General features: G+C 39.1%; 15 protein-coding genes and 1 pseudogene. 2 read left to right on the top strand and 14 right to left on the bottom strand.

The window, feature by feature from the left end; translation table 11 throughout:
• Positions 1-6: 6 nt before the first annotated feature.
• Complete coding sequence (locus BM084_RS12945) at positions 7-3024, bottom strand: SusC/RagA family TonB-linked outer membrane protein (RefSeq protein WP_093305316.1); 3018 nt, start codon at positions 3022-3024, stop codon at positions 7-9.
• Between the two features lie 128 nt (positions 3025-3152).
• Positions 3153-6461 carry a DUF5107 domain-containing protein gene (locus tag BM084_RS12950; RefSeq protein ID WP_093305318.1) on the bottom strand — a complete coding sequence of 1103 codons (3309 nt, stop codon included), beginning with the start codon at positions 6459-6461 and terminating at the stop codon, positions 3153-3155.
• Positions 6462-6659: 198 nt separating this feature from the next.
• Here BM084_RS12950 and BM084_RS12955 point away from each other — a divergent pair, with 198 nt between their 5' ends.
• Positions 6660-7946 (top strand): hypothetical protein, encoded by a 1287-nt coding sequence (locus BM084_RS12955; RefSeq protein WP_093305320.1) that lies wholly within the window; start codon positions 6660-6662, stop codon positions 7944-7946.
• A gap of 212 nt (positions 7947-8158) precedes the next feature.
• On the opposite strand, the pseudogene BM084_RS12960 reads toward BM084_RS12955, so the two are convergent.
• From BM084_RS12960 to BM084_RS19200, 12 genes and pseudogenes are all read right to left on the bottom strand, one after another.
• Positions 8159-9054: pseudogene (locus tag BM084_RS12960) on the bottom strand (IS982 family transposase).
• Between the two features lie 131 nt (positions 9055-9185).
• Positions 9186-9401, bottom strand: a complete 216-nt coding sequence (locus BM084_RS12965; protein WP_093305322.1) for a hypothetical protein — start codon at positions 9399-9401, stop codon at positions 9186-9188.
• Between the two features lie 7 nt (positions 9402-9408).
• The gene (locus BM084_RS12970; RefSeq protein WP_093305324.1) at positions 9409-9723 is read right to left on the bottom strand and encodes a rhodanese-like domain-containing protein; all 315 of its coding nucleotides are present in this window, start codon (positions 9721-9723) and stop codon (positions 9409-9411) included.
• 2 nt (positions 9724-9725) lie between these two features.
• Positions 9726-10010, bottom strand: coding sequence for a rhodanese-like domain-containing protein (locus BM084_RS12975; RefSeq protein ID WP_093305325.1), 285 nt, complete (start codon positions 10008-10010; stop codon positions 9726-9728).
• Positions 10011-10205: 195 nt separating this feature from the next.
• A complete protein-coding gene (locus BM084_RS12980) occupies positions 10206-10595 on the bottom strand; it encodes a DUF302 domain-containing protein (protein WP_093305327.1) in 390 nt (129 codons plus the stop codon).
• A 179-nt stretch (positions 10596-10774) separates the two neighbouring features.
• On the bottom strand, positions 10775-10984 hold the full coding sequence (locus BM084_RS12985; RefSeq protein ID WP_093305349.1) for a YgaP family membrane protein: 210 nt from the start codon (positions 10982-10984) through the stop codon (positions 10775-10777).
• Between the two features lie 16 nt (positions 10985-11000).
• Positions 11001-11306: a hypothetical protein gene (locus tag BM084_RS12990; RefSeq protein WP_093305329.1), complete on the bottom strand. Its 306-nt coding sequence runs from the start codon at positions 11304-11306 to the stop codon at positions 11001-11003.
• Between the two features lie 123 nt (positions 11307-11429).
• Positions 11430-14678 (bottom strand): efflux RND transporter permease subunit, encoded by a 3249-nt coding sequence (locus tag BM084_RS12995; protein WP_093305331.1) that lies wholly within the window; start codon positions 14676-14678, stop codon positions 11430-11432.
• A gap of 26 nt (positions 14679-14704) precedes the next feature.
• Positions 14705-15781 carry an efflux RND transporter periplasmic adaptor subunit gene (locus BM084_RS13000; RefSeq protein ID WP_075326117.1) on the bottom strand — a complete coding sequence of 359 codons (1077 nt, stop codon included), beginning with the start codon at positions 15779-15781 and terminating at the stop codon, positions 14705-14707.
• Between the two features lie 10 nt (positions 15782-15791).
• Positions 15792-17099, bottom strand: a complete 1308-nt coding sequence (locus BM084_RS13005) for a TolC family protein (protein ID WP_075326118.1) — start codon at positions 17097-17099, stop codon at positions 15792-15794.
• 20 nt (positions 17100-17119) lie between these two features.
• Positions 17120-18271, bottom strand: a complete 1152-nt coding sequence (locus BM084_RS13010; protein ID WP_093305334.1) for an NAD(P)/FAD-dependent oxidoreductase — start codon at positions 18269-18271, stop codon at positions 17120-17122.
• Entirely contained in the window at positions 18268-18408 is a 141-nt protein-coding gene (locus BM084_RS19200; RefSeq protein ID WP_156858136.1) for a hypothetical protein, read from the bottom strand. The genes BM084_RS13010 and BM084_RS19200 overlap by 4 nt, the downstream gene beginning before the upstream one ends.
• Before the next feature lie 393 nt (positions 18409-18801).
• Between BM084_RS19200 and BM084_RS13015 the strand changes: the two genes are divergently transcribed.
• Positions 18802-20052, top strand: a complete 1251-nt coding sequence (locus BM084_RS13015) for a S8 family peptidase (RefSeq protein ID WP_093305336.1) — start codon at positions 18802-18804, stop codon at positions 20050-20052.
• The last annotated feature ends 108 nt before the right edge of the window (positions 20053-20160 follow it).

Raw genomic sequence — 20160 nt, forward strand, 5'->3', positions numbered from 1 at the left:
TTTTGGTTAAAATGTTAAATTAAGTCCGACAGTATAAGTTTTGGAATTAGGGTAGGCTCCATAGTCTATACCTTGAGCTGTATCTGTAGCTGAACCAATATTGCTGGATTCAGGATCTATACCTGAGTACTCTGTAAAAGTGAGTAAATTTGTTGCGCTGAGATATAAGCTCAAATTTGCATCCTTCAAAAAGGAATCTGGTAGATCATAAGCGAGGCTTATGTTCTTTAATCGAACATAATCTCCTTTCTCCACAAACCGACTAGATTGGGTAAACATTATATTTGAATTGCTAAAAGCTGGTATATCAGAAGTTTCATTTACACCAGGGATATATCGATCCTGTATGTCAGACAAAATAAATTGTCTAGCATCCCCACTTCCAGTCATCGCGGCACCTCGTGTATAATTTAGCTTATCTATGCCGAAGACCCCTTGAAAAAATAAGTTTAAAGTAAAGCCATTATAGGTGAAGGTATTGTTCCAACCAGCTGAGGTAGTGGGAATTCCCTTACCTATTATTTGAAAATCATCTGTAGTAATAGTACCGTCACCATTAATATCTTCGTATCTTGAATCCCCGGGCACCGCATTATATCTGCTTGCCTGTTCTTCCTGTCCTGGTTTCCATGTTCCCAGGTACTCGAGTCCCCAATAGGAGGCTAAAGACTCACCAGGCATTAACATAAATTCATTAGTTGTAGATAATCCTCCACCCACATGGGTACCCTGCGGTATTCTTGATGCGATACCTCCAAGGCTTTCAACCTTATTTTTTACTGTTGATACGTTTAGATTACTTGACCAGCTAAATAAATCTGAGTTTAAAATATCAGCACTTAAAATAAATTCAAATCCTTTATTTTCAATTTCTCCTACGTTTTGGGTTTGAGTTCCACCTCCTACATAGGAGGGCAATGCCTGATTTAAAAGTAAATCTTTTGTATTTTTCTTAAAATAATCTACTTCTACAGAGAGTCTTCGATTAAAGAATTGCATTTCTAGGCCAATATCCGTCTGAGCGGTTGTTTCCCATTTTAAATTTGGGTTTCCTGGATTACCTATTTGAATTCCGCTTCTTACGCCCCCACTGTTAAAGGCCATAGGAGTATTTGTATTATAAGTGCTTAAAGTTGCATATGGATTTATAGCCTGACTACCGGTTTTACCCCAGCTACCACGTATTTTTAATTGATCGAATACATTTAACTTCTGGATAAAATTTTCTTCCGAAAGTACATAGCCCAATGCAAGTGAAGGGAAGGTGCTAAATTTATTGCCTTCCGCAAACTTAGAAGATCCATCTCTTCGTATCGCTGCCGAAGCCAATAGTTTATCGTTATAGGTGTAATTGAATCTACCTAAATAGGATAATAAGCTCCAATTAGTAAAACCCGAACCTACCGTATATGATTCGGCCAGAGGTAAATTATAGTATCCTAATGAAGGAAATAGTAAGGTGTTTCCTGCTGAAGAAAAATAATTGTTAGTAAACTCCTGAGTTTCAAATACAGCTACCGCGTTAATCTTATGAACCTCATTCAAAGTTCTATTATAGTTTAAGGCATTTGTAGCTTGCAATGTAATTTGTTCGGCTGAAGAACGACTTGCACTAGGATTATTTTGGCTGGCGGCATTCCCAACAAAGCTCTGGCCTTGGGAATTAAGGTAGTTGACTGCATAATTTAAATCTAAAGATAACCCCTCTATCGGTAGTTTATAATTAACATTAGCTATGATATTGGCAATATTTCTTTGATTATCATTATTTCTTTCATAGAGTAGGGCAGCAGGGCTATAGGTAAATGAGCCTACGGGGTCTGAAAGTATATAATTGCCATTTTCATCATAAACGGCAGTTGTAGGGGCCCAGGCCAGTGCTTGTACTACCGGGTTAGATGCTCCGCTTTGTAATCCTGTATTATGGTTTTCCAGACGTGTGCCGCTAATATTGACACCAATAGACAAATTATCATTTATTTCAGAAGAAATATTGGATCGTATCCCATACCGTTTAAAGTCGGAATTTTCTATGATACCTTTTGAATCTATGTAATTTCCAGATACCAAATAGGAGGTTTTTTCACCACCTCCTGATACGTTCACTTTATGTTCTTGTCCTATAGCAGTTCTAAATATTACATCCTGCCAATCTGTACCCCCGTTCGATTCATATCCAGAGATTTCTTCAGAAGTGAATACCGGTGAAATGCCTAAGGCTTCAGAACGTTGATTAACTACCTGAGCAAATTCGCTTGCTCCTAAAACATCCCATTTCTGTATAACCTCAGATACTGAAAAATTTCCTTCGTACGAAACTTGTATCTCCCCTGGAGTACCATCTTTTGTGGTAATAATTACCACACCATTAGCACCTCTGCTTCCATAAATCGACGTTGATGCCGCGTCTTTTAAAACTTGAATAGATTCAATATCGCTAGGATTTACCATATTGAAATCGGCTCCAACGTAGCCATCAATAACATATAGAGGATCATTATTTCCTAATACAGAATTGGCCCCTCTTATTCTTACCCGGGATTCTCCTCCGGGAGCACCACCTGCTTGTGTCACTTGTACTCCAGCTGCACGTCCTTGTAGTACTTGGTCAACTCTGGTTACAGGTTGTTGTTCGAAATCTTCGGTAGAAACCACGGAAACCGAACCTGTAAGATCTTTTTTCCGCTGAGTACCATATCCAACTACCACCACATCTTCTAGAGCAGAGGTTTCTATATCCATTTCAATATCGATTTGGTTCTGGCCATTTACTTCTATTTGTTCTGTTGCGTAGCCAATATAACTTACTATAAGAATAGCATCTTCCGGAACTTCAATGGAAAATTTTCCATTAAAATCAGTCATCACCCCGTTTCCAGTATCTTTCTCTAAGATGTTGACTCCGGGAAGGGAAATACCTGTTTCTGCTTCGGTGACCGTTCCTGTCACTTCAATAGATGTTTGAGCAAGCATATCGAATTGAACCGATAGAAGTGCTACGCATATGACTAAAATTTTTCTCATAAGTTTTTTAAAATTGTTTAGTTAGTAGAGTTTATTATTAATATTTCGAATCTTGTAGTTTGTTGTTTTTATAGGCTAATTGGAAATCTATGCCGCTTACAAATGATTAGGACTCGATAGTTTGATGGTTAATGCTTCATCATTATTTTCGCCCATAGGTTATTTGGATATATGTTTATTGCCGTTTTAAACTCTTGCTTTGCTTTACCTGAATTTTTTAAGCCTTTATAGCCAAGTGCTTCCAGGTAGTAGGCATAAGAAATTGTTTTATTATTTCCCAGTGTAGCCTGTGCAACTCCGATGGATCTGTTATCTGAATCACCTTCCCTAAGCTTTTTTCCTTTAGTGATTAAGTTTTCGAAAATCTGTTTTGCTTTTTCGGGTTGATTAAGTTTCTCAAATGCTTTGCCTTGGAAATAAAGTAGATCGGTCATTCCTGGACCATTTTGAGATGTAATACTTTTCTCATAACTTCTTTGAGCCTGTTTGTTTTCACCCATTTTCTGATAAGCCTCTCCCATAAAATAATAGATCATCGCATTTTTTTCATCGTGTAGAGGCTTTCCTACTTCAAGATTTTCTGGATATAGAAGAGCTTTATTTAATTCATTAATTGCAATTTCGATTTGGTTATTCTTCAGCAATTCCATAGCTTGAAGGGTATGAGCGTTCACGTAGCTCCAGTAAGTTTCTCTTCCGCCTTCCCAGGTTCTAAAGTGATAATTTTCCAGAAAGTTAATAGCCTCCTCATAGTCGCCATTAAGGTTTAATAATTTTATATAAGCTTTGGGTGCCGCAACATCCTTTTTTACCACATCCAAGTTGTCTCTGAGAATTGCTAAGATGTTCTTATAGTCGCGCCTGGACTCATCATAGTATCGTGATAATTCATCAAACCAAAGAGGGTGGGAATTATCCCGGGAAATTGCTTTGGTTAAATAGTTTATGGCCTGCTCAGGATCTTTTTGATGATAAAATGTCCCAAAAGCAAGGTTACGCCAGGCCATAGAAAAAGAGCTGTTCAATTCAATGGCTTTTTTCCAGTAAGTCATGGCCTGCTCAGGTCTTTTGTCATAAAGCAGGTTTCCTAATAAGTAATTTGCCGTAGCATCAGAATTATCTCTTTTCAGCGTATTTTTAAGTACTTTTTCAGTTTCCGCTCTGTAAGGAAATACAAATTTTAATGAAGCGGTTCTGGCCATTTTTTGCATCCTTATAGTTTTTTGAATATTTCCAGATTTTGCATAAAACCAGGAAAGATAATAAGGGATCAATGGATTCTTCGGATTTTCAATTTCAGATAACAAAGAAATTCCTTCATTAAATAATCCTGCATTCATATAGCGGGTGGCGACTTCTATATAGTTATTTTCGACATCCTGCATATTTTTATGCCAATTACCAAGCGAAGCCTTACCCTGTAAAATGCTTTTTTCGTATAAGGCTGAGAAGTCGAGTGGATCATAAGCCAATAAGCCATCGATCAATTCCATTGCTTTATCCGGTTTTCCTAATTTTCGTAGGATGGCACTATATAGAGTATTAATTCTGCCATCTTTGGTATTGGTTGAATAAGCGGCCTTTATATGTTCCAATGCCTTTTGATAGTTTCCTTTTTTAGTTTCCAGTTGTGCTAATTCGAAGTTAGCAGAAGACAACCATTGATAATACCAGGTAGCTCGACCCAAATTTTCGTATGCCTTCTGGTCAAGTCCTAATGCTTTCTGCGCAAGTCCCATATAATAGTAGAGCTCTCCTTCTTTTGGTTGATAGTATTTCACTTTAAGTGTGTGCGCGGCACGTTGAAAATAGGATAGTGCCTCTTGGTATCTAGTTTGGTTCAATCGCCGTATTCCTAAAGCAATATTTACCCTGTAATCATTTGGTGATATTTTTAATGCGGTTAGATAGTAATGGTCAGGGTTTATTCCTGCTCTTTTGAATTGTTCTACAAATCGCCCAGTGAGATAGAGTTCTTCTACCGTTTTTAATTCTTCAGGTTTTTTAATTTTTTCCTGTGGTTCGGGTAATTCGGGTTGTTGAGGTTTATATGGGGAATAGGATACCAGAATATTACCCTGACTATCTTTTAGTTCAAGATGAAGTTTAAATTCATCTATTTCTTCCTCACTTCTAAATGTGGCTGTAAAAGGAATATTCGGGGCAATTTCCAGATATCTTTTTACCAAAGTATCATTTCCATTCTTTAAAATTAACTGAGCATTTTTAAAAACCCTTGTGGTGTTAGCCCCGTAAAAAATTGTATTAGAATTACGCATCTGGAGCGTGATTGAAGCATCTTTAGATGAATTTTTTACGATTTCCAAATCGCGAATAGGGTACCAATAATTCTTAGCATCTTTTACCGAGTGTGGAAGTATCCAACTATAATCTGGTTGATTATTGGAGAAGGTGCCTGTCATTAATTCTACATAGGCTTTACCGTCGTCGGTAAGTTTTCTTCTGGCATTCTGACCTTGCTGTCCTGGGCCAAACTGCCAGAGTTTTGAAGTAGCGTTTTCAATAGGATCTCCCAGGTGGATCGTCCCGGCATTTTTACCGTAATCATATCCGCCAAGAAATCCTTCTTTAGCTTGCCACATAAATATAGAAACCGGATTAGGATGATTCTTCCACCAGGTTAGATCGATACCTTGAGTATAATCAATACCATTATAATTTTGATTTGAAACAGGCCATTGTGTGAAACTAGTGTTGTTATGAAAGACGCCTATCTCCTGGCTGGGAGGCCAAAAAGTTCGAAAGTCATCGTTCGCAGTAATTGCCACATTGGCCCAAAAAAGAAAGTTCTGGGTTAAGGTATTTGTATTGTTAATACGATAATCTACTTCAATATAGGAACGGCCAGGATGTAAGGTCATTCCCACTACGCCCCGCAGATCCATAGTTTTTTCCGTCTCACCAATCCAGATAGTAGCACTACCATCTTTATTTTTTACCATTCTATAGTCACTGGGAAGCATCGTAGTAGTTCGGTGATGATGGGGGAAACACCATTCAATGCCTCCTGAAACCCAGGCCCCAAGTGTACCTATGAGGTCTGGTTTTATGACGCTATTGGTATGGAATAATTCATGTCCGTTAGTTTTGTCTATTGCAGAGAATAATCGACCACCAAAGGCCGGTAAAACTTTAAGTTTGATGTATTGATTTTCTAGGTAGACCATTTCATATTCGGTATCTACAAGTTCACTTCCTAAATTTGTCTGGGACGGATACGGATAAACTCGGCCCTGCGCCCCTTGAACAGCTCTTCCTGTATAGAAGATAGGGCTGGTTTTATCTTCTCCCATCTGGTATGTAGGAATTACTTCCGTTCCCTGGTATATTTTCACCTGAGCAATAAGATTTGTACCTATCAATAGTAAAATGATAAGAGCAATCTGTAGAGATCGACAAGGTTGTAGATTTTTCATTTCAGTTTATTACATTAAGAGTTAATACCGGGAAATAGAAGTAAAAAACGCTATAGAGTCTTAGTCATTTTCCTTACTTTTATAAAAACCTAACCGACTTTTATAAAAACTTCATCAATCTTATGGATTTATTCACAAAACTTTATATATATAGGCTATTCAAAGCCTGTGCAAAGTTTTGTATAGCTTTGAATACCTATGAATGACCATAAATACATACAATTTTGTTTAAGTCAGATCGAAAAAAAATTAGGCTGGGGAAAGTCCGATTCGTGGAAGGAATCCGAATTTATAGGCTTATCTGAAATAATCTTTAAAGAAACTGAGATTTCAATAAGTCCACATACCCTAAAGAGGCTTTATGGAAAAATCAAGTATAAAGAACACTATAATCCGCAGCGCGCTACCAAGGATGCTCTAGCTAAATTTACAGGACACACTAATTGGATAGCATTTATAAATTACTATGATCGCGAGAATGGTAGTGAACCAGGGAAAATATATTTCTGGAAGAATAAAAAGATAAAGATAGGACTTCTCATTTCCTTGGGTCTAATGATGCTATTATTCCTTCCTCAATGGACCGGGGTAATGAATGCCTTTGTCAAAAACGAACAAAAAAGTTCTTATTCTTTTAATACCATTGATACTATTGCCAGCGTACCTTATACGGTATCGGTAAATTATAGTATTGCAAATATGGCTTCTGATAGTGTTTATCTTGATTTTGATTTTGACCATCCCATCACTGGCCCGGAAATAAAGAAATTAGATAAACAACGATCCTTATATAATTATACTTATCAGATTCCTGGATATTACCATATTAAATTAACCAGCGAGAACCGGATTCTTAGCGGTCAGAATGTATTGGTAACTTCAGAAGATTGGTTAAGTTATTACTATCCAGAAAACCGGCAGATTCTATGGCTTAATAACCAGATAAATAATATAAATAATGATGGATATTTATATCAATCTCCTGAAAATTTAATGAATAATGGATTTGATATTACTTCCGTATACTATGTAGACAATCAATTGTTTAAAGACTTTGGGATTGATGGGGATAATTTCGAAATGGAATTAAGGTTCAAGAATTCAGGTGAAACTGGTGGAATATCCTGTTATGATTTTGTTTTAACCTTATTGTGTGAAAAGGACTTTTCCCATTTCAAACTAATGGAAAAGGGGTGTTCAAGTTATTCTGGGATAAAGGTTGGGGAGTTAGATTTAAATGGGGTCGATCAGGATCTTTCATCATTAACTTTTGATCCTAAATGTTGGATCGATCTCAATGTAGTAGTAAAAGCACAAACAGTTAATATTATAATTAACGACGAATTAGTTCTTTCGAAACCGTATAAAGGTTCTAATGGAAACATTGTAGGTATAGAACAATTGTTTAAGGGTACCGGATTTTTAGATTATATACGCATAACAGATCTTGGTACACAAAATTCGTTTTCTGATGATTTTGATTAGGGGTTTTGAATCATTCTATTTGCAGAGATAGGATGAGTGGTAAATAACCTGGGCCAGATTTACAACTTTAGCTTTCATTACATGAAAATAATAAAAACCTCAAAATAATCCAACAAAAAAGGCTGCCTTTTCAGACAGCCTCTTTTGTTTAAGCATTGAAAAATACTGAAAGAGTAGAGAACTTACCTATAACCTGAATTCGATCTAAGGATTTAATAGAACAGTGCAATTTGATTGGTTGTTTGAGTTTCAAATTTGATCGCTGGTTTTTTTTCCTGGAAAGAATAGGCTATGAGACTGGCTACGAGATTTGTAATGAAATTCCCAAAACTTCTGTGCCTGGAATGTTCAGCCTGGCAGATATTTTTGAGCTGGTCGTTGATGGTTTCTATAATTGACCTCTTTCGTAACAAGATTTTATCTCGCATGGTCATCAGTACATTCTTCATATTATTTCTGATTCCTGTCACCAAATGTAGTCCCTGATCAAATAGTAGCGCGGTGAGTTCCTTAGAGAGGTTCCCTTTATCAGCATATAAACTGCCAAAAATCTTCTTTAGAAAATTATCTTGTTTGATAGGTGTTCGGTCATCCACATTGGCTTGGGTGATAATAAAATCAAGCAATTCTCCTTTATCATTTACAACGATATGGAGCTTAAATCCATAAAACCATCCCATCGTTGATCTGCCAGTGGTGGCAATATCTTTGAATACTTTATTATTCTTTATCCGCTTATTTTTACAAGCTCGTATGGGAGTAGAATCTACGAATGAAATTCCGGTACATTCTCCAAGACAGCAAGTTTTCATATAAAGAGTCAGTGGAAGCATATTGGCCTGCATCAATTCTACAAAGCGGTTGTAAGAAACTGTTTGGGGAAATTCTTTTTGTAAATGTTCCTGAACATAGTATAAATAGAAGTGTTTAAAGGTGCGATGACCACTCAGGTGAAACAGCACAGTGATGGTTAATATTTCACTGGTAGACATCTTAAAGGATCGATTTCTTTTGTTTTTACCCCTGGTTAGTGTTGTGCAGGTTCAAAAACTTTACAAAAGTCATCGATAGAACAGAAAATTTCAGTAATTTTATCAGTAGAAATCATAAGCAGAAATTAGGTTAGTATTTTGGTTTTCAGATACTTAAATATAACCATATTTCTGCTTTTTTCATGCTAAAAAACTACTTTTCTTACGTCGAACTCAGGTCTATAGATAGCTTTTAGAACAATATTATCTAATAATTAGATTCTTCTGACCTTACTTCGCAAGTTCCGGTAGAACAATTTCTTCCCGCACAGGCAAGTCCAAAAAGCCCCATAGCAGCAGGCCAGGCGCCGAGAAGAATACCAATCCATTCTCCTTCAAATGCGCTTTGCACGATTACAAAAGTTCCTATTAAAAAATAGGCAGCTCTTATCCAGGTCCAACCGGTAGCAATTCTTTTTAGCATATTAAGATTATATTTTACCTTTTAGTGCGGCCCAGCTGCCGCCGTTATGCACATTTGAGAATCCGTTAGATTTTAGTACACTTTTGGCGGAAGCACTTCTCATCCCCGAAGCGCAACAGGTAATTATTGGCTTATTTTTATCTTTTAATTTTTCAAAATTTGCAGATAGTGTTTGCAAAGGAATATTTTTTGATCCTTTAATATGACCGCCCGAGAATTCTGCTTTACTTCTTACATCTACGATAATTCCGCCTTCCTGCAGGAGTTCTTTATAATTAGGAGCAGGTTTTATTCCTAAAAGCTCTTTAAGTTTTGAAATCATAATTAGGCTGTTTCTGAGGTTAAAAAATTAACTTCAAGCCACGATCCGCCATTTACACAATCAAATCCCTTGCTGCTTAGATAATTTGCAGCCTGTCCGCTTCTATTTCCCGAGGCACAACATAGAATCAAAGGAGATTCTATTTCTTTTAACTCATCAAGCCTTAGTGGAATTTCATTTAACGGGATATTTACGGCTGTAGAAACACTTCCTCCCATAAATTCGTTAACGGTCCTTACATCTACTATTGTTCCCTTATTATTTTTAATTAAATCTTCTGTTTTCATATTTTAATATTTTATTTGAAAATCATTTTAATCTGTATTGAAGAATACAGAATTGAAAGACAAAATTACTACGAATGCCTTCTTGCTACAGTCACTTTTGTTACATAACCGATTAAAAAACAAAGAGAAAGCAAAAAAAATCAGGATGGTATAATGACCATCCTGACATTAAGATTTAAGAAACTTGCTCGAAATCTAAGAAAGTCTTTCAATCACCATTTTTAATTTAGAGCGCACTTCTTGTGCAACATCTCCAAGTTTGTGGTTTTCTACGGCACTCATAGAAGCCACAGGATCTACTGCAGAAACTTCAGTTTTTCCATCTTCTGTTTCCTGTACAATTACGTTACAGGGTAGCATGGTGCCAATCTTGCTTTCAGCAGAAATTGCCTGGTGGGCCATTTTCGGGTTGCAGGCTCCAAGAATTCTGTACTTTCTAAAATCTACATCGAGTTTCTTTTTGAAAGTTTCTTTTACATCTATTTCAGTAAGAATACCAAAGCCTTCTTCTTTTAATTCTTTGGTCACTTTATCTATAGCCTCATCGAATGAATCGTTGAGGACTTTTGAAAAATAATAGCTCATAATATAAATTTTTTGGTTACCCTTAAAGTTAATTGTTTTCTAGCGAGGGAAGAAAAAGGAATTATTAATCTTGTGTGAATTTCCTAAGAATTTTTTCTCCTCAAGCTTATTTTTAGAAAATAATCCAGATCCAGTTTAAAACTATTTTTAAGCTGAATTCCTGGAATCTGCTCGATTATTTAGCACTTCTGGCCGGGCTTCACTTCATCAGTCACTCCCAGCCTTTCCAGGATCTTATCCATAAGACACCAGTGCGTAAGGGAGGATTGAAGCAGGTTTGCCCCCACAAAAGCGGTAAACCACAACCAGTTAATATTTACATAAACGGCTAATAAAAGACTTCCAAGCACAAAAGTTCCTGCAATTCCACGTACAACTCGATTTTTCATTTTAAAAAATTTTAGGTTAGATATAATTTTCAATGTTCACCACGGCAGCTCTAATGGGATTATTGGTTTCCAGGTTCTCATTAAATTCTGAAACCAATTGGAACAGTAGTTCAATCTTTTCATTTTCGGTAAAAGAGAAGAACATAAGCGATTCGTTCCCGCCTTTTTCTCCCGGAAACCAACTTCTGGTTGCAATGACCGAATTGGTATTTTTATAACCGTCTATTTCAGTACGGCTGAAGGCTTCAATATTTGCCTTTTTAAAAATGCTGAGGATCTCTTTTTGAAATTCCGCAACACTTGTTACAATTAGTAGTTTCATTTTTTTAAGGTCTAATGTTCAAAGTTTAATGGTGATTCAGTTCTCAGTTTTAGGTTGTGAGTTATCAGTTATTGCTTTTCCAGCGCTCATCACCGACAACCCACAACTCCAAACTGTCTTACATCACTTCCTCAGTTTTTTTTCTTCAACAACAATTTCTTTTTTCTCCCGTGTTTCATATTTCTTGCGCTCTATGATATAATACACTAAAGGCACTACCAGCAGCGTAAGAATCGTAGAGACAATAGTTCCTCCCATTAATGAGATTGCCAGCCCCTGGAAAATTGGGTCAAATAGTATCACGAATGCACCTATTACAACAGTTCCTGCAGTTAGAAGAATAGGAGTAGTTCGCACAGCACCGGCTTCTATCACTGCTTGTTTCAACGGAATTCCGTCTTCCAGGCGTAGGTTCACAAAGTCGATGAGCAGCACCGAGTTCCTAACCATAATTCCTGCAAGGGCGATCATCCCTATAAAAGAGGTAGCGGTAAAGAAGGCTCCCATGATCCAGTGCCCAAGTACGATCCCAATTAGGGAAAGCGGAATGGCCACCATCATCACGATTGGCGCACGATAGTTTTGGAACCAACCAACAATTAGGATATAGATGATAAAGATCACTCCCAGGAAGGCAATTCCAAGATCTCTAAAGACCTCAAGGGTAATTTGCCATTCTCCATCCCATTTTACGGTATAATCATCTTCCATTTCGGGTTGTTGTATGTAAAGCTCGTCTAGCTCATAACCGGGAGGAAGTTCGATCTTTTTTAATTTCTCCTCCATTCCTAAGATGGCATAAACAGGACTTTCAAGCTCTCCGGCCATATCTGCCAGCACATACACCACGCGCTTTTGATTCTTTCTGAAAATGCTTTTCTCCCTCACCTTTTCCTCGATTTGAACAAGATCTGCCACACTCACCATTTGTCCGGTTTGTGATACCATTTTGATCTGGGAAATATCTACCGGAGTGGATTTTTCCTGCTCTGCCAGAGCAAGAAGGATTCCCACTCTTTGAGTAGCATCTTCATCATATAAATGTGCAATTGCTCTTTCCCCCAAAGCGGCATTCATTGTATAAACGATTTGCTGCGGAGCAATTCCATAGCGCATTGCTTTCTCTTTGTCGATCTCAAAATGATATTCAGTCTGGTCTGCCTCTACCATCCAATCCACATCTATCACATCTGGGGTTTGTTTTAATATGTTCTGGATCTCATCAGCAATTTCCATTTGCTTCTCGTAATCGGGTCCGTAGACTTCAGCAACAATTGTTGACATTACAGGAGGTCCCGGTGGTACTTCCACGATTTTCACATTGGCATCAAATTTTGCCGCAATCTTCTGAATATCGGGTCGTAATATTTTCGCGATGTCGTGGCTTTGCTCACTTCTTTCGCTCTTGTCTTTCAGGTTTACCTGAATATCGGCCGTATTACTTGCACCTCTCAGGTCATAATGTCTTACTAGTCCGTTAAAGGTTATGGGTGCAGATGTACCCACATAGCTCTGATAATTCACCACCTCCGGTCTTTGGGACAGGTACTGCCCAATTTCCCTGGAAACAGTCGCAGTTCGCTCTAAAGTTGTGCCTTCGGGCATATCTATCACCACCTGGAATTCATTCTTGTTGTCAAACGGAAGCATTTTCACAGCGACCGATTTGGTAAAGAACAAGGCAACAGAGCCCAACAACAACAGCATAGTGGTACCCAGGAAGATCCAGCGGGTCTTTTTGTTGTTAATAAGCGGCCTTTCCAGTTTATTATAGATCTTATATATTCTAGTGTCCTCAATTTGTTCTGCCGATTCTTCCTCAACACTGTCTTTGCCTTTGCTTTTCTCTCTTAAAAAGATGAGCCCCAGGTATGGTGTAATAGTTAGTGCTACGAATAATGACAGGATCATTGCAATGGAAGCTCCAATAGGCATCGGGCTCATATAAGGTCCCATCAATCCACTTACAAAAGCCATTGGCAATACCGAAGCAATCACCGTGAAAGTGGCCAGGATAGTCGGGTTCCCCACTTCGTTAATGGCATAAAGCGCCGCCTGCTTGAACGGCAGCCGTTTCATCTTGAAATGCCGGTGCATATTTTCGGCTATGATAATGGAATCATCTACCACGATTCCTGTTACAAATACAAGAGCAAAAAGGGTAATTCTATTAAGCGTGTAATCCAGCAAATAGTAACTAAGCAGCGTAAGTGCAAAAGTCACAGGGACAGAAAGGAAAACCACTAGTCCGCCGCGCCAGCCCATAGCCAGCATCACCACCAGGGTAACTGCGATAATGGCCCCGATCAAATGCAGCAGTAATTCTGACACTTTATGAGAAGCTGTTTCTCCATAGTTTCGGGTAACTTCAACGTGTACATCATCAGGTATAAGATTTGTTTTCAGGTGTTCCACCTTATCAATGATCACATCGGCTATTTTCATAGCATCCGCCCCTTTGATCTTAGCCACCGATATGGTCACTGCAGGATATTCCGAAGAAAAATTACTTCCCGCTGCAGAGCCTTTTCCGTAGCCAAAAGAAACATATTCCTTGGGTAATTCCGGTCCTTCGATCACTTCAGCAATCTGGTACAGATAGACCGGTTGTTGCTGTTGAGTGCCAATGATCAGGTTCTCCACATCTTCAGCAGATTCGAGGAAACTTCCGGTGTTCACCAGAAATTCAGTATCATTTTGATTGAAACTGCCGGAGGAAAGCTGCTGGTTGCTGGCCTGAATCATTTCAGCCACCCCAAGAAAATCCACTCCACTGGATGCCATTTTATCTTTGTCCAGCACGACGCGCACTTGTCTGCTACGACCACCAATCTTGTTAGTAATGGAAACATCGGGCACTTTTTCTATTTCGTGCGTAAGCTCATTGGCAATTTGCCTAAGCTGGTAATCATCATAAGTTTCACTCCACAAAGTAAGGCCCAGCACGGGTACATCATCAATGGCGCGGGTTTTTACCAGCGGCATCGTGGCGCCCAGCGGCATCTGGTCCATATGCTTCATAAGTTCATTATAAAGCTTTACATAGGAGCGTTCAATATCTTCGCCCACCAGGAATTGCACGGTCACCATTCCCTGTTCCTTCATTGAAGTGGAGTAGATATATTCTACCCCGGGAATATTGGAAACCATTTTCTCCAGCGGTTGTATCACCCGCGACTCAAGTTCTGTGGAGCTTGCACCTGGATAACCAACAAAGATATCGGCCATTGGCACGTCAATCTGGGGCTCTTCTTCCCTGGGGATCAAAAACGAACTGTACACTCCAATGACCATAAACACGATCATTAGTAGCACCGTAAGCTTCGAATCCATAAAACCTTTGGCAATTTTGCCTGCTAATCCTTCTTTCATTTCTTAGTAGTTTTTTTGCTGAAGGCTTATCGAATTTCGAGTTTGGCCCCATTATATAATTTCCCTTCGGCTGAAGAGATATAAGACTCCCCGGCATTAAGACCTGAAAGAACTTCCACCTCATCCCCAACCGTTCTGCCCAGACGCACCCATCTTAGAATGGCTGTATTTTGCTGGCTAGGAGTATAAATTCCTTGGAGATCGCCACGTGTCACAAGTGCTGAAGACGGAATGAGAACAACGTCCCGGTGTTCTCTAGCTGTGGTAGGAAACTGAACGCTGGCATACATCCCCGAATAAATCGAAGCATCGGTCTCGTCTAATGCGACTTTTACCACATACTGCCCGCCTGAATTCTTTGCGGAAGTGCTTATTTCTGAAACTATTCCTTTTAAGGTTTCTCCTGAAGATTTCACCTGTACATCCACTTGTGTTCTCTGTTTAACCGAAGCTATTTCAGATTCCGGAACACTTGCCCTTACTTCAAATTTTCCCGGAACTTCCAAGTTTAGCAACGGCATACCGGGATTTGCCATATCCCCAACCTCAACATTTTTTGAAGTAACTATCCCACTAAATGGTGCGACAATATTGGAATAAGCGAATTGCGCGTTGATCTCGTTTTTTTGCTGCCTGGCACCTTCAAGCCTGGCCTTTGCCATTTCATACCGGGCGGTGATATCATCCATCTCCTTTTGGGAAGCGCTGTTATCTGCAAACAATGAACTGTATCGCTCATAATCTTTTTCTGCATTTCTAAAGGCCGCTGTGGCTTCAGTAATTCCTGCATTTACCTGCGCCCGCTTTGCCTGCAGGTCCGCATTATTGATCTCGATAAGCAGCTGACCTTTTTTTACCTTATCGCCTACTTTTGCATTTACGCGGGTTACATAGCCCATATTTCGGGTGCTTAAAGTGGCATTTTCAACGGCTTCTATTTTTCCGCTAAAAGTGAGGAAAGATTGATCAGATTCTGAAGGAGTTTCTACGGTAACTTCCACTGCCGGAGTATTTTCTGTAATATTTTTTTCTGAAGAGTCCCCGCAACTAAAGAGTAGGGTCGTTGCTCCCAAAAGACTCAGGATATATAATTTGGTTTTCATAAAAAGACTGTTATTTAATTAAAAAATCGAGTTGTGCCTGTGCGTAATTGTATTCGAAGATTGTTTGTGCGTATTCCAGTTGTTTTTGGGAATATTGTGCTTCGGCCGTAAGCAGGTCGCTGGTTTTTTCAAGCCCCTGTTCAAACCTGTTGGAGCGTATGCGCAAAGATTCTTCAGCTTGTTCCAGTGCAAGTCGGGTTAGGTTCAGCTTATTTTCGGCATCCTTTACTGCCCGGCTTGCCCTGTTGCGTTCCATTTCGCTTTTGGAAACATAGGAATCATATTCCAGCCTGGCTTTTTCATAAGTTGCTTTACTTTTCTGAAGTTTTCCGAAGCGCTTGTAACCTTCAAACAAGTCCCATTTCAACTGAATGCCTGCGAGATATCCGCTGGCATCGCCAGAAAATATTTCATTATCATAAAGTTCATAGCTTCCAAAGGCATTCAGACGAGGTAGAAAAAACATTTTATCTGCCTGCAGCATTTCGCCGTAAGCCTCAGTCGCCAGTTCCATTGCCCGAATATCTGCTCTGTCTTTAGAAACAGTTTCAATATTTTCCTGAACAGGAATTGAAACTTCCAAAGGATCTGTAGGTTCGAAAATAATATTTACTGGTTCGTTTAAAAGATATGCCAGATAATCTGATGCATTGATCACATTGCTCTTTGCATACTGAAGCTGATTATTGACTTCAGAAACCCTTATTTCTACTGAAAGTACATCTGATCTTTGCAGATATCCCTGTTTATAAATGTCATCCGCGAGTTTCTTATTGGCAAGTGCTGCCTTTTGGGCGCTTTCTAAAACTGTTACTGCCTGGTGTGCGAGTTGCAGTTGCATATAAGCTTTCTCCACTTCCAGCACCATATGGTTTATGGTTCGATCTGTTTGTAAAGCAGTGGCGTCCATTTTCTTTTTTGCCGCTTTTCGCTGGTAGATCCCGTCTAAATTGATAAGCGGTTGCTCCACTTCGATCTTTGTGGCAAAATTGTTGATCCTTTCAGGATTGTTTAAAAAATCAGGATTGAAGTCACTCTGCGTAACAATTTCCTGGTTCAGTTTAGACCCAAAAGCCATCAAAGGATTGGTAGTGGTCATCCCGGTATGGGAAACTGCCACGTTTGGTAAAAAGATTGAATTTGTTTGCCGGTAATCTCCCCTGGATTCGAGGAACTCCTGCTGTGAGATCTTGATCTCCCTGTTGTTTTCCTTTACCAGCTGGACGGCTTCACTTAAGGATATGGGCTTCGTTTCCTGCGCCTGTAACCATAGCCCCGGCAGTAAAGCCAACATTGTAAATATATATTTGATGTTCATCGTTTGTATATTATCTCTGATTAAAAGTTTTTGAAGAACCAGAATTTTTCATCCCACCATTTGGAGAAATGTCCCCACTGGGCGGGGGTTTTCATCTTTACCTCATTCTTCCCGGTAGCCGAAAACCTTCCTCCGGTCTCACTCGCTTTACCTTCGCCCGCTTCGATAAAGTATTTTCCTTCGGGCACGAAAGTTTGATCTGGTTTTTGATTTGAAAGTATTCTGCCAATATTATGAGCTACTACCGCTGCCTGTTGTCTTGCAAAAACCCCGATCTTTGGAAGCACAGATCCGGTTTCAGCTTTTACGTGGGTGATATCTCCTATCGCATAAACATTTTCATATTTGGTTTCCAAGGTCTTGTTATCCACATCTACCCATCCGGAATTTCCTGCTAAATCGCTCTTTTTGATCACCCCGGGTAGCTGGTGCAGTGGAGTATAGGCCAGGAGATCATAAGCATAGGTTTCTCCATTGCTGAATTCCAGTACATTTCCTGAAACAGCTTTCAGTTCGTGGTTTGGGAAATATTTGATCCCTTTTTTTCCCAGCAGTTCCTTTAGTTCCCGCGAAGCTTCAGCACCGGCGAATTCCATTGGGCCGGCTTCAGGCGTATACAGAGAAATATTAGTGGATTTAGGAAGGTTGTTCTTTCTTACGAAATCTTCTATAAGCATCGCAGCTTCATAAGGCGCTGCCGGGCTTTTAAACGGAAGGGAAGAAACTAAAATAGCAACTTCACCTCCGTCAAACTTTTTTAGTTCAGCATAAAAATCCTGAGCTCCTTTTAGGGTAAAGAAATTAGAGCCAAATTGTTCAAGGTTATAAACATCTGCCTGCTCCACGCCCAGGGAAACTACCATATGATCTCCTTTATACTGCTTCCCTTTTACGGTTACAGCAATATTTTCTGGATCTATGTTTTCTATTTCCCCTCTAATAACTTCCAGGCCTGAAGCCTGCAGTTTATCTGTACGTTCTATGATCTCCTGCTGTTTGCTTTTTCCAACCATTATCCATGGGAGAGATGGCGAATACACGTTGGTTTCCTCTTTCTCGAAAACCAGGATCTTTACAAGATTGATATCTTCTTCATTCCCGCTGTGTCTGCTCAGTTCTCTTGCAGTGACAATTCCGCCTTGTCCGGCTCCTAATACTAAGATGGTTTTCATAATTGATTATTTTTAAAATTGATGCTGTGAATGCTTATTGCAATAGCTTCAGCTGGTGCTGTGGGATGCACCATAGAAGCCAAAATTTTTGGAAATTCTATCAGGATTTCTCTTAAGTAGTCTTGTAGGTTGTTCATTATTCAATTTTTATGTTGTTGAGGTCAATCTTCAAACAATTTTATTTCTAATTAGATGACAAAATTAGTGGGTGGATTACCTGTGGGAAGCAACTTTTGTTACATACAGGTCTGGTTGGCAGGTGGGTATACGGGAATATTTTTTAGGGTCCTATGAGGAAAATCAGGTTTTTGGAAACCTGTTGAAATTTTAATTCATAGTAAGAAAATACTTACATTAAAAAATAATTTTATCCTTAAGAATCCCTGGAAATAAATAGGGCCAGACTGAAAATTTTATAAAATTAAAATAATCATATTATCAAATTATTAAGATAAAAGTTTGGAAATTGTCGATAAAGTGATAGATTAGACGAATCTATTAACCTTTTATTAATCAAACATTTTATTTTTATGGATTTAAAAAACTTTAAATCGTTCGCGGTAACTGCAATAGCTGCCGCTTTTTCTGTTTCATGTTCTCAGGACCAAGCACGAGAACAACCTATGGATGAAGAATTGGTAGCTCCTTCTTCAGCCGATATTATTGAAGGCCAGTATATCGTAGTTTTTAATGAAGATTTTACCGGAAATGCTTCTTCAAAATATCCGGAAAGTTATACCAAAGCTCAGGAAGAAGTGGCTAATACTACCAAAAGGGTATTATCTGAAGCTAATATTCCTGACACTGAACTTTTAGCTGTTTATAGTAAAACAATTAATGGTGCAGCCCTTAAACTTAACCTGCAGCAGGTGGAAGCTTTAAGAGGTAAAAAAGAAATTGCTTTCATCGAGGAAGATAGAATTGTGCAATTTGCCCCTCCTTGTGGAACGCCAAACGGCGGGCCCTGTGATGAAGATCCGGGAGATGGAGACGATGGGGGAGGAGACTCTTCCCAGGATGTACCTTACGGAATTACCCGGGTTAATGGAGTAGCTTCTTACACTGGTTCTAATGTTGCGTGGGTAATTGATAGCGGGATAGACACAGATCATCCAGATCTTAATGTGGATGCTTCAAGAGGATTCAATGCATTTACCTCTGGAAGAGATGGAAAATCTACCGATGATGGTAATGGTCATGGAACACACGTTGCTGGAACTATCGCAGCTTTAAATAATGATTTTGGAGTTGTTGGGGTAGCACCGGGAGCTTCAGTTATTCCTGTAAAAGTTTTGGATAGTCGTGGTAGTGGTTCTTACTCTGGCGTAATAGCCGGTGTAGATCACGTTGCTGCTTACGGAAGTGCTGGCGATGTTGCCAATATGAGTCTTGGTGGTCCAACTTCAGATGCCTTAGATAGCGCAGTACTTTCAGCTTCACAAAACGGAATTATTTTCGCTCTTGCAGCCGGAAATGAAAGTTCTGATGCGAATACCAGTTCTCCTGCGCGAGTAAACGGAGCAAATATCGTAACGATCTCTGCAATGGATTCTAACGATAACTGGGCTTCTTTTTCTAACTACGGAAATCCGCCGGTAGATTACGCTGCTCCAGGAGTTGCGGTTAATTCTACCTGGAAAGACGGTGGTTATAATTCAATAAGTGGTACTTCTATGGCTTCACCACATGCAGCCGGAGTTCTATTATTAGGAAGTGCCTCTACTGATAGAACTGTAAATGGAGATCCAGATGGAACGGCAGATGCGATTATTGTACACTAAAAAATAGCTTAAATTTTATACTGAAAAGCACCGCCAGGGCGGTGCTTTTTTATTTAGTTAATGCTTTTATGATTCGTTGTTCATTAATTAGAACATCCCGGAATAATA

The organism is Salegentibacter agarivorans (assembly GCF_900113135.1).
Classification (GTDB): Bacteria; Bacteroidota; Bacteroidia; order Flavobacteriales; family Flavobacteriaceae; genus Salegentibacter; species Salegentibacter agarivorans.